General features: G+C 69.9%; 5 protein-coding genes and 1 pseudogene. 4 read left to right on the plus strand and 2 right to left on the minus strand.

Annotated features, from left to right (window positions below):
* The first annotated feature begins 222 nt into the window (after positions 1-222).
* The 3 genes from ACZ6AA_RS38920 to adhE all read left to right on the plus strand — a co-directional run bounded on the left by ACZ6AA_RS38920 (position 223) and on the right by adhE (position 6437).
* Positions 223-555, plus strand: a complete 333-nt coding sequence (locus ACZ6AA_RS38920; RefSeq protein WP_471463200.1) for a universal stress protein — start codon at positions 223-225, stop codon at positions 553-555.
* 314 nt (positions 556-869) lie between these two features.
* On the plus strand, positions 870-3557 hold the full coding sequence (gene ppdK, locus ACZ6AA_RS38925; protein ID WP_468483420.1) for a pyruvate, phosphate dikinase: 2688 nt from the start codon (positions 870-872) through the stop codon (positions 3555-3557).
* Between the two features lie 219 nt (positions 3558-3776).
* Positions 3777-6437 (plus strand): bifunctional acetaldehyde-CoA/alcohol dehydrogenase, encoded by a 2661-nt coding sequence (gene adhE / locus ACZ6AA_RS38930; protein ID WP_471463202.1) that lies wholly within the window; start codon positions 3777-3779, stop codon positions 6435-6437.
* Between the two features lie 326 nt (positions 6438-6763).
* On the opposite strand, the gene pflA is transcribed toward adhE, so the two are convergent.
* Both pflA and pflB read right to left on the minus strand, forming a co-directional pair.
* On the minus strand, positions 6764-7510 hold the full coding sequence (gene pflA, locus ACZ6AA_RS38935; protein WP_471463204.1) for a pyruvate formate-lyase-activating protein: 747 nt from the start codon (positions 7508-7510) through the stop codon (positions 6764-6766).
* Positions 7507-9768, minus strand: a complete 2262-nt coding sequence (gene pflB, locus ACZ6AA_RS38940; protein ID WP_471463206.1) for a formate C-acetyltransferase — start codon at positions 9766-9768, stop codon at positions 7507-7509. Before pflB ends, pflA begins: the two co-directional genes overlap by 4 nt.
* A 279-nt stretch (positions 9769-10047) precedes the next feature.
* On the opposite strand from pflB, the pseudogene ACZ6AA_RS38945 reads away from it, so the two are divergent.
* Positions 10048-10544, plus strand: a pseudogene (locus tag ACZ6AA_RS38945) (glycogen debranching enzyme); the annotation flags it as partial.

The raw sequence follows: 10544 nt of genomic DNA on the forward strand, positions 1-10544 counted from the left end.
CGTCCTGGAGGAGGCAAAGGACCTGGTGTGCGACCGGCATCCGGGCCTGACCGTCAGCACGGAGCTCGTCTCCGACGCAGCCCCCACCGTACTGCTGGCCGAGTCGGAGGCAGCCGACATGCTCGTGCTGGGTTCGTCGGTCTGCGGGAACCAGGTGAGGTACCGCCGCCGCTCCTCGAATTCGCTTTCGGCGCGGCCACCGCCCGCGGGGTCGCCCTGCATGTGGTCCACGCGCCCGACCTGCCGCCGCTGTACGGATACGGGCCTGCCGTCGGGCGGCCGGCCGGGCAGGAGGGCGGGATCACCGGGCAGGCCGAGAAGGCGCTCACGGACGTCTTGAAGCCGTGGCGCGAGAAGTACCCGAACGTGGCGGTGATGCACACCGTCGAGCTGTCGCACGCCTCTGGCGTCGTCGTGTCAGCCGCCGCCCGGGCCTCTCTGGTGGTGGTCGGCCGCAAGGTGCACCGTCGCACGCTCGGCATGCGCATCGGACCGGTCGCGCATGCCGTGCTGCACCACGCCACCGCTCCCGTGGCCGTCGTCCCGCACGACTGACGGCCTCCGATACGCATCGCCGGGCGGCCGGATTCCGCCTGCGACGGGGCCGGACGGACCCGGCCCGGAGACCGGCCGGTACCTGCCGCACCGCGAGGACGCGACGGACACTGGATCCACGGCGCTGAGTTCACTCGACGCACGAGCCGCGGCCCGTGCATGCGCACCGACCGGCTCCGGGCCGAGCCGGCCGTCGTCTTCTCGACGCCGCGAACAGCCTGTTCGGCGCTCCTTGTCCGTCGCCCGAGCACACCGGACGGCGAGCGGCCTCAGCCCGCCCGTTCCCCGAGACACCGAAGGAAGTGCACACCGCTATGGCTCCATACGTGTACGAGTTCGCAGAGGGCAGTCGTGACATGGCCGATCTTCTCGGCGGCAAAGGCGCGAACCTGGCAGAGATGACCCGCATGGGCCTTCCCGTACCGCCGGGATTCACCGTCACCACCGAGGCCTGCCGTGCCTTCCTGTCCACGGGAGCCGAGCCGGACGGCCTGGCCGACGAGATCGCCGTACGGCTCAGTGCCCTGGAGCGGTCGGCGGGCCGTCGGCTCGGGCAGCCGGACGATCCGCTGTTGCTCTCCGTCCGCTCCGGAGCACGCTTCTCCATGCCCGGCATGATGGAGACGATCCTCGACATCGGGCTCTCCGACGACTCCGTGGGAGGACTGGCCAAGGTGTCGGGGAGTGAACGCTTCGCCTGGGACTCCTACCGCCGCCTCGTCCAGATGTTCGGCAGCACGGTGATGGGTGTCGATCCCTCGCTGTTCGAGGCGGCTCTCGCCCGCCTGAAGGAGTCCCTGCACTGCCCGGACGATCTGCAACTGGAGGCGCCGGACTTCGCCCGGCTCGTCGAGACCTACAAGAACCTGATCACCGGGGAGACCGGCGAGGACTTCCCGCAGGACCCCACCGAGCAACTGCGCCGGTCGATCCGAGCCGTCTTCGAGTCCTGGAACGGCCAACGGGCGCGCCTGTACCGTCGGCGCGAGCACATCCCCGACACGCTGGGCACCGCGGTCAACGTACAACGCATGGTCTTCGGCAACCTCGGCCGGGACTCGGGCAGCGGCGTCGCCTTCACCCGCGATCCGGCAACCGGGCGCCGCCGCCCCTACGGCGACTATCTGCCGAACGCGCAGGGCGAGGACGTCGTCGCGGGCATCCGCAACACCGTCCCACTGGCCGACCTGGAGCGCATCGATCCCACCTCGTACGCCCAGCTGAGCGACCACCTGAGGACCTTGGAGGCCCATTACCGGGACCTGTGCGACATCGAGTTCACCATCGAGCGCGGCACCCTGTGGATGCTCCAGACCCGGGTGGGCAAACGCACCGCCGAGGCCGCGTTCGCCATCGCCGCCGAGCTGGCCGACGAAGGTCTGATCACCCATGACGAGGCGTTGGCCCGCGTCAGCGGCGACGACGCCGCCCGGTTGATGTTCCCGCAGTTCGACACCGCTGCCGTCGGAGTCACGCTGGCGCACGGCATTCCGGCCTCGCCGGGTGCGGCCGTCGGCACCGCGGTGTTCGACTGCGCCGAGGCGGTCCGCCGGGCCGCCGCCGGGGAGAAGGTCGTCCTCGTACGGCAGGAGACCACGCCGGACGATCTGCCCGGAATGGTGGCGGCCCAGGCGGTGCTCACCAGCCGGGGCGGCAAGACGAGCCACGCGGCCGTGGTCGCCCGCGGCATGGGCAAGGTCTGTGTGTGCGGCGCCGAAGACCTCGTCATCGATCCGCCGGGGCGCCGCTGCACCACCGCGGGCGGCATCACCATCGAGGAGGGCACGGTCATCTCCGTCGACGGTTCCACCGGGACCGTGTACGCCGGGGCGGCACCGCTGGTCGACTCCGTGGTCATGCGGTACTTCGAGACGGGTGAGCGCTCCGACGGGCTGGTCGACGCCGTCGCCCGTGCCCTCGGCCGGGCCGACGGCGTGCGGCGCCTGGGGGTCCGGGCGAACGCCGACACCCCGGAGGACGCCGCCCGCGCCCGTCGGTTCGGCGCCGAGGGAATCGGGCTCTGCCGCACCGAGCACATGTTCCTCGGCGACCGCAGGAAGCTGGTCGAGGCGATGATTCTCGCCCACACCGACTCAGGCCGCGTCCGGGCGCTGGACGCGCTGCTGCCTCTGCAGCGGCAGGACTTCGTCGGCATCCTGGAGGCGATGGACGGCCTGCCCGTCACGATCCGCCTGCTCGACCCGCCGCTGCACGAGTTCCTGCCCGACCGCACCGACCTGTCCGTGCGCCTGGCCGCCGCCGAGGCCCGGGGCACCCCGCCCAGCGCCCACGACGCCGAACTGCTGGAGGCCGTGAACCGGATGCACGAGGAGAACCCGATGCTCGGTCTGCGCGGCGTGCGCCTCGGCCTGGTGGCACCGGGGCTGACCGCGATGCAGGTCCGGGCCCTCGCGGAAGCGATCGTGGAACGCAAGCGGGCGGGCGGAGATCCTCGAGCGGAGATCATGGTGCCGCTGATCGACACGGTCGAAGAACTGCGCCTGGTGCGCGAGGAAGTGGAGGAGACGCTCGCCGCTGTCTCCGAGGCTTCGGGCATCGCTGTCCACTGCCCGGTCGGCACGATGATCGAGCTGCCCAGGGCCGCCCTCACGGCGGGCCGGATCGCACAGGAGGCGGAGTTCTTCTCCTTCGGGACGAACGACCTCACCCAGACCACCTGGGGCTTCTCTCGCGACGACGTCGAGGCGGCGTTCTTCTCCGCCTACCTGGACAAGGGCATCTTCAAGGTGTCCCCGTTCGAGACGATCGACCCTGAGGGCGTGGGCCGACTCGTCCGGATCGCTGTCGCCGAAGGCCGTGCGGCGCGGCCCGATCTGAAGATCGGGGTCTGCGGTGAACACGGCGGTGACCCCGCGTCGGTCCACTTCTTCCACGCCGCGGGCCTCGACTACGTCTCCTGCTCCCCGTTCCGGGTCCCGGTGGCCCGCCTTGAAGCCGGACGGGCCGCGCTCACCGCCACGGAGACGTCCGACAGCAGGTGAGAGGCCCTGGACGTCGTCGGTGCTCGCGACGGGCCCGATCCTCCGCCGCGAGAGGGCCGCCCGGCCCCGGACACCGGTACCTCCCGGCCTCTCCCCGGTGCCCAACGGCATCTGGGTCCACGACCGGCACCACGCCACGCTCGTGATGGGGCGGCTTCGGCCCCGAGACACCAGACGCCCACGCCCCCCGGATGCAGCTCTCGACGACGGAGGCCCCTCATGACTGTGAACCACGAGCGCCGCGGCGCCGCCCCGGCCGCCGACACGCCCACGGACACCGCTGTCGCGGTGGACCTGCTGGTGACGGCCGGGCTCAAGGCACTCGCCGACTACGAGTCCCTCACCCAGGAGCAGGTCGACCACATCGTGAACAAGGCCTCGGTCGCCGCGCTGGACCAGCACACCGCGCTGGCGCGCCTCGCGGTCGAGGAGACCCGGCGCGGTGTCTTCGAGGACAAGGCCGTCAAGAACATGTTCGCCTGCGAGCACGTCACGCACAGCATGGGCCCGATGAAGACCGTCGGGGAGATCGCCCGCGACGACCTAGAGGACATTGTCGAGATCGCGGAGCCCGTGGGCGTGGTGTGTGCCATCACCCCGGTCACCAATCCCACGTCCACCACCGTCTTCAAGGCGCTCCTGGCTCTGAAGACCCGCAACCCGGTCGTCTTCGCCTTCCACCCCGCCGCCCAGCGGTGCAGCGCCGAGGCGGCCCGGATCGTACGCGACGCCGCCGTCGCCGCAGGCGCCCCGGAGCACTGCGTCCAGTGGATCGAGTCGCCGTCCATCGAGGCGACCGACACCCTGATGCACCACCCGGGCGTTGCGCTGATCCTCGCAACGGGCGGCAACTCCATGGTCAAGGCCGCTTATTCGGCGGGCAAGCCCGCCCTGGGCGTGGGGGCGGGCAACGTACCCGCTTACGTGCACAAGAGCGCGCCGCTGCCCCGGGCCGTCAACGACCTCGTGTTGTCGAAGGCGTTCGACAACGGCATGATCTGCGCCTCCGAACAGGCCGTCATCCTGGACGACGAGATCTACGACGCGGCCCTGGCCGAGTTCCGCATCCTGCACGCCCATCTGGCCACGGCCGAGGAGAAGGTGAAGCTGGAGGCCTATCTCTTCCCTGTCGGTGCCTCGGGATCGGGCTGCGAACCCAAGGTCAACGCCGCGGCCGTCGGCCAGAGCCCGGCCTGGATCGCCCAGCAGGCGGGCTTCTCCGTGCCGGACGACACCTCGCTCATCCTGGTCGAGGCCGACCGGGTCGGACAGGAGGAGCCGCTCACGCGAGAGAAGCTCTGTCCGGTACTCGCGGTTCTGCGCGCCGGCTCGGAGCAGCAGGGCTTCGCCCTGGCCTCGGACATGGTCGCCTTCCACGGCCAGGGGCACAGCGCCGTCATCCACACCGGCGACCCGGCGCTGGCGGAGGCTTACGGCAGGCAGCTGAAGACCGTGCGGGTCATCGTGAACGCCCCCTCGTCGCAGGGTGCCATCGGCGGCATCTACAACAACCTCCTGCCGTCGCTGACGCTGGGCTGCGGCTCGTGGGGCAGTACCTCGGTGTCGAACAACGTCTCCGCCGTTCAACTGCTGAACGTCAAGCGGCTCACCAAGCGCCGCAACAACATGCAGTGGTTCAAGGTCCCGCCGAAGATCTACTTCGAGCCGCAGGCCATCCGCTACCTCGCCGACATGCCGGCCGTCCACCGCGTCACGATCGTCACCGACGCGACCATGACCCGCCTGGGCTTCGTCGACCGCGTCACGCGTGTCCTGCAGCGGCGCCGCGAGCCGGTCACCGTACAGGTCATCGACACCGTCCAACCGGAGCCGAGCATCGACTCCGTCCAGCACGGGGCCGGCCTCATGCGGGACTTCCGCCCCGACACCATCATCGCGCTGGGCGGCGGCTCTCCCATGGACGCCGCCAAGGTGATGTGGCTGCTGTACGAGCAGCCGGAGGTCGACTTCGCCGACATGCGGCACAAGTTCTCCGACATCCGCAAACGTGCCTTCCGTTTCCCCGTCCTCGGCGCCCTCGCCCGCCTGGTGTGCATACCCACCACCTCCGGCACCGGCGCCGAGGTCACACCCTTCGCGGTGATATCCGATCCGGCCACCGGCAAGAAGTACCCCTTGGCCGACTACGCCCTCACACCCAGCGTGGCCATCGTCGACCCCCTGCTCACCGCCCAACTGCCCCCGGCGCTGGCTGCGGACAGCGGCTTCGACGCCCTGACCCACGCCATCGAGGCATACGTGTCGGTGTACGCCAACGACTTCACCGACGGCCTGGCCCTGCACGCGATCCGGATGGCCTTCGAGAACATCGGGGCCGCGGTGAACGAGCGGGCGGACCGGCCGGAGGCCCGGGAGAAGATGCACAACGCCGGCACCATCGCGGGCATGGCCTTCGGCAACGCCTTCCTCGGCATCGTCCACGCCATGTCCCACACGCTGGGAGCCACCTTCCACGTCGCGCACGGCCGCACCAACGCGATCCTGCTGCCTCACGTCATCCGCTACAACGGCACGGTCCCCTCGAAGCTCACGGGGTGGCCGAAGTACGAGAACTACCGCGCCCCCGAACGCTTCCAGGACGTGGCCCGCACGCTCGGCCTGCCCGCGACCACCCCGCGAGAGGGTGTGGAATCGCTTGCCCGCGCCGTGGAACGCCTGCGCGACACCGTGGGCATCGAGCCGTCGTTCCAGTCACTCGGCATCGACGAGCACGCATTCCTCGACGCCCTCCCCCAGCAGGCCCTCAACGCCTACGAGGACCAGTGCGCGCCCGCCAACCCCCGTATGCCGATGCTCGACGACATGCAGGAGATGATGCGTGCGGCCTTCTACGGAGCGGACGCCGCAACGCAGCCGTAGGACGACGGTCCGCCCGCGGTCCATCGAGTACGGCACCCGGCCCGCAGATGACCAGTCGTCGCAGTTGGAGCAGGCGGGGCCGGGGAGGGCGGTGACGAACTGCCGGGCGAGCACGGTGAGGCCCTTCTCCAGGTCCTCGGTTGCGGCCGGTGAGCCGGTGACATCGCTGAAAGCTCGTCGATGCGGTCGAGGCCGCCGTGGATGAAATCGACGCGGCCATCGCCTACGGACGAACGGGCCTGGGCGACAGCGGTGACACCGCCCCGTACGACGTCCGGCGCGAGGCAGCACAGACCTCTCACCGGACGCGGCTCACTCCCCCGGGATCAGTACGCCCGCAATCCATGCCCACGGAACTGCCGGCGCACCCGCTCGACGAGGTCGGGTCCGGGGCCGGGCGTGCCGCGCAGCGGAAAAGGGATGCCGAGTGCTTCGTACTTGTGGGCGCCGAGCTTGTGGAACGGCAGGACGTCGACGCGTTCGACGTTGTCGAGACCGGCGAGGAAGGCGCCGAGGCCGTCGATCGGGGACGCGTCGTCGGTCCGGCCCGGGACCAGGACGTAGCGGATCCAAACAGGGACGCCGAGCCGGTCCAGGCGGGTGGCGAAGGTGAGGGTGGGGGCGAGCTCGCCTCCTGTCAGACTCCGGTAGGTGGCGGTGTCGAAGGACTTGATGTCCAGGAGCACCAGATCGGTGTCGGCGAGCAGGGCGTCGTCGGCGCGGGCACCGAGGAAGCCGGAGGTGTCCAGGGCGGTGTGCAGCCCGGCCTCCTTGCATCGGCGCAGCACGGCAGCGGTGAAGGCGGGCTGGAGCAGCGGCTCACCGCCCGTGAGAGTCACCCCTCCCCCGGCGGTGGTGACGAACGTGCGGTACTTGGCGATCTCCGTCATCACCTCGCCGGAGGTGACCGGGCGCCCGTCGCGCAGACGCCACGTGTCGGGGTTGGCGCAGTAGAGGCAGCGCAGCGGGCACCCGTTGACGAACAGCACGAACCGGGTGCCGGGGCCGTCCACGCCGGTGGACAGGTCCCAGGAGTGGATGCGCCCCGTCACCTGGTCGGTCGCGGTGTTCACAGCGCTCCGTGGAAGGTGCGGCTGATCACGTCGAGTTGCTGCTCGCGCGTCAGGCGGACGAAGTTGACGGCGTATCCGGAGACGCGGATGGTCAGGTCCGGGTACTTCTCGGGGTGCTTCATGGCGTCTTCGAGCGTGGCCCGGTCCAGGACGTTGACGTTCATGTGGAAGCCGCCGGAGAGCACGTAGGCGTCGAGGACGCCGATCAGGTTGCCGGGCCGGTCGTCGGGGTGGTGGCCCAGGCCCTCGGGGGTGATCGTGGTGGTCAGCGAGATGCCGTCGCGGGCCTGCTCGTAGGGAATCTTCGCCACGGACAGCGCCGAGGCGACCACCCCGTGCCGGTCCCGTCCGTTCATCGGGTTGGCGCCGGGTGCGAAGGGCTGCCCGGTGCGGCGTCCGTCGGGGGTGTTGCCGGTGTGCTTGCCGTAGACGACGTTGGAGGTGATCGTCAGTACGGACTGGGTGTGTTCGGCGTTGCGGTAGGTGGGGTGCTTGCGCACCTTCGCCATGAACGTCTCGACGAGGTCGACGGCGATCGCGTCCGCGCGGTCGTCGTTGTTGCCGTAAGCCGGGTACTCGCCCTCGGTCTCGTAGTCGACGGCCAGTCCGGTCTCGTCGCGGATCACCTTCACTCGGGCGTACTTCACGGCGGAGAGGCTGTCGACGGCCACCGAGAGCCCGGCGATCCCGCAGGCCATGAAGCGATGTACCGGGTGGTCGTGGAGCGCCATCTCGATGCGTTCGTAGGCGTACTTGTCGTGCATGAAGTGGATGACGTTGAGCGCGTCCACATACGTCTGCGCCAGCCAGTCGAGCATCCGGTCGTAGGCCGCAGACAGCTCCGCGTACTCCAGGTACGTGCCGCTCAGCGCGGGTGCCTCGGGCGTGATCTGCTCGCCGGACAGTTCGTCCCGGCCGCCGTTGATCGCGTACAGCAGGGCCTTGGCGAGGTTGACGCGCGCTCCGAAGAACTGCATCTGCCGGCCCACCTCCATGGCCGAGACGCAGCACGCGATGGCGGTGTCGTCGCCGGTGTGCGGCCGTGTCAGCTCGTCGGACTCGTACTGGACCGCGCTGGTGTCGATGGACACGCGGGCGCAGAACTCCTTGAAGCCCGAGGGCAGTCGGTGCGACCACAGCACGGTGAGGTTGGGCTCGGGCGCGGGGCCGAGGTTGTGGAGGGTCTGCAGGAAGCGGAAGGAGGTGCGGGTGACCAGCGGACGGCCGTCCGAGCCGATGCCGCCGATGGACTCCGTCACCCAGGTCGGATCGCCGGAGAACAGGGCGTCGTACTCGGGTGTGCGCAGGAACCGCACGATCCGGAGCTTGATCACGAAGTCGTCGATGAGCTCCTGGGCGCGGCGCTCGTCGATGGTGCCCTCGTCCAGATCCCGCTGGAGGTAGACGTCCAGGAAGGTCGAGGTGCGGCCCAGTGACATCGCGGCACCGTTCTGCTCCTTCACGGCGGCGAGGTAGCCGAGGTACAGCCATTGCACGGCTTCGTGGGCGGTGGCGGCGGGGCCTGTGACATCGCAGCCGTAGGAGGCCGCCATCTGGGCCAGTTCCCGCAACGCCTTGATCTGCTCGGCGAGTTCCTCGCGATCTCGGATCACGTCTTCCGTGGACGAGCGGGCGTCCAGCTGGGCGAGCTCGGCACGCTTCGCGGCGATCAGCCGGTCCGTGCCGTACAGCGCGACCCGCCGGTAGTCGCCGATGATCCGGCCGCGGCCGTAGGCGTCCGGCAGGCCCGTGATGATTCCGGCCTTGCGGGCGGCGCGGATGGTGGGCGTGTAGGCGTCGAAGACGCCGTCGTTGTGGGTCTTGCGGTAGGTGCCGAACACTCTCGTGACGAACGGGTCGGGCCGGTATCCGTAGGCCCGCAGGCTGGTTTCGACCATGCGGAGGCCGCCGTTCGGCATGATCGCGCGCTTCAGCGGTGCGTCTGTCTGCAGACCGACGATGAGCTCCCGGTCCCGGTCGATGTACCCGGGCGCGTGCGCGGTGATCGTCGAGGGTATGGCGGTGTCGACGTCCAGGATCCCTTTGCGGCGCTCCTCCGGGAACAGCGCGCTCACCTTCTCCCAGACGGCGCGCGTGCGGCTTGTCGGGCCCGCGAGGAAGGCCGCGTCGCCTTCGTACGGAAGGTAGTTGGCCTGGATGAAGTCACGCACGTCGACGTGCGCCCGCCACCGCTCGCCCGTGAAGCCGCGCCACTCGCCCCCAAGCGCCGCCACGTCTTTCGGAGCCACCGTCGTCATCACTCGCCTCCGCATCGGGACACGTTGCCGTCCGCAGGCTCACCGGCTCTCTCGAAGTGCCGTGGCCCTTGCGGATTCCATGCTCGTGCGCACCTGAGGCCCAAGGCAGGGGCCATGAGGTAGCCGGTGCAACGCCGCACGGCCCTGTTCCGGCCCCGCCCTGGTTCCGGTGTGACCGGTCAGGCAGGGCCGTTCGGCCCCTTTCGCCGGATGCCCCGCGGTGGCGTCTTTGTCCTACCCCCGCAGTGCGGGGGACCACGTTCTCGGAGAGGGGCGAGGATGCAGGTCTGGCCTGGGCAGGCGTACCCGCTCGGCGCCACGTACGACGGCGTGGGCACCAATTTCGCGGTCTTCTCCGAGGCCGCCGACCGATTGGAGCTGTGTCTGCTGCACGACGACGGCTCGGAGACCGCCGTCGAGCTGCGCGAGTCCGACGCATTGGTACGCCACGCCCATCTGCCCGGCGTGACGCCGGGCCAGCGGTACGGCTTCCGTGTACATGGGCCGTGGGACCCGTTCCGGGGGACCTACTGCAACCCTGCGAAACTCCTGCTCGACCCGTACGCCATGGCCGTTTCCGGGACATTGGACTGGCAACCGGCTCTGTTCGGCCACGAGATGGGGTTCTCCCGATACCGGCGCAACGACCTGGACTCGGCGCCGCACATGATGACGTCCGTGGTGGTCAACCCGTACTTCGACTGGGGCGACGACCGCCCGCCACGCACTCCGTACAACGAGACCGTCATCTACGAAGCCCACGTCAAGGGCCTCAC

It is taken from the genome of Streptomyces sp. NPDC040610 (assembly GCF_055594065.1).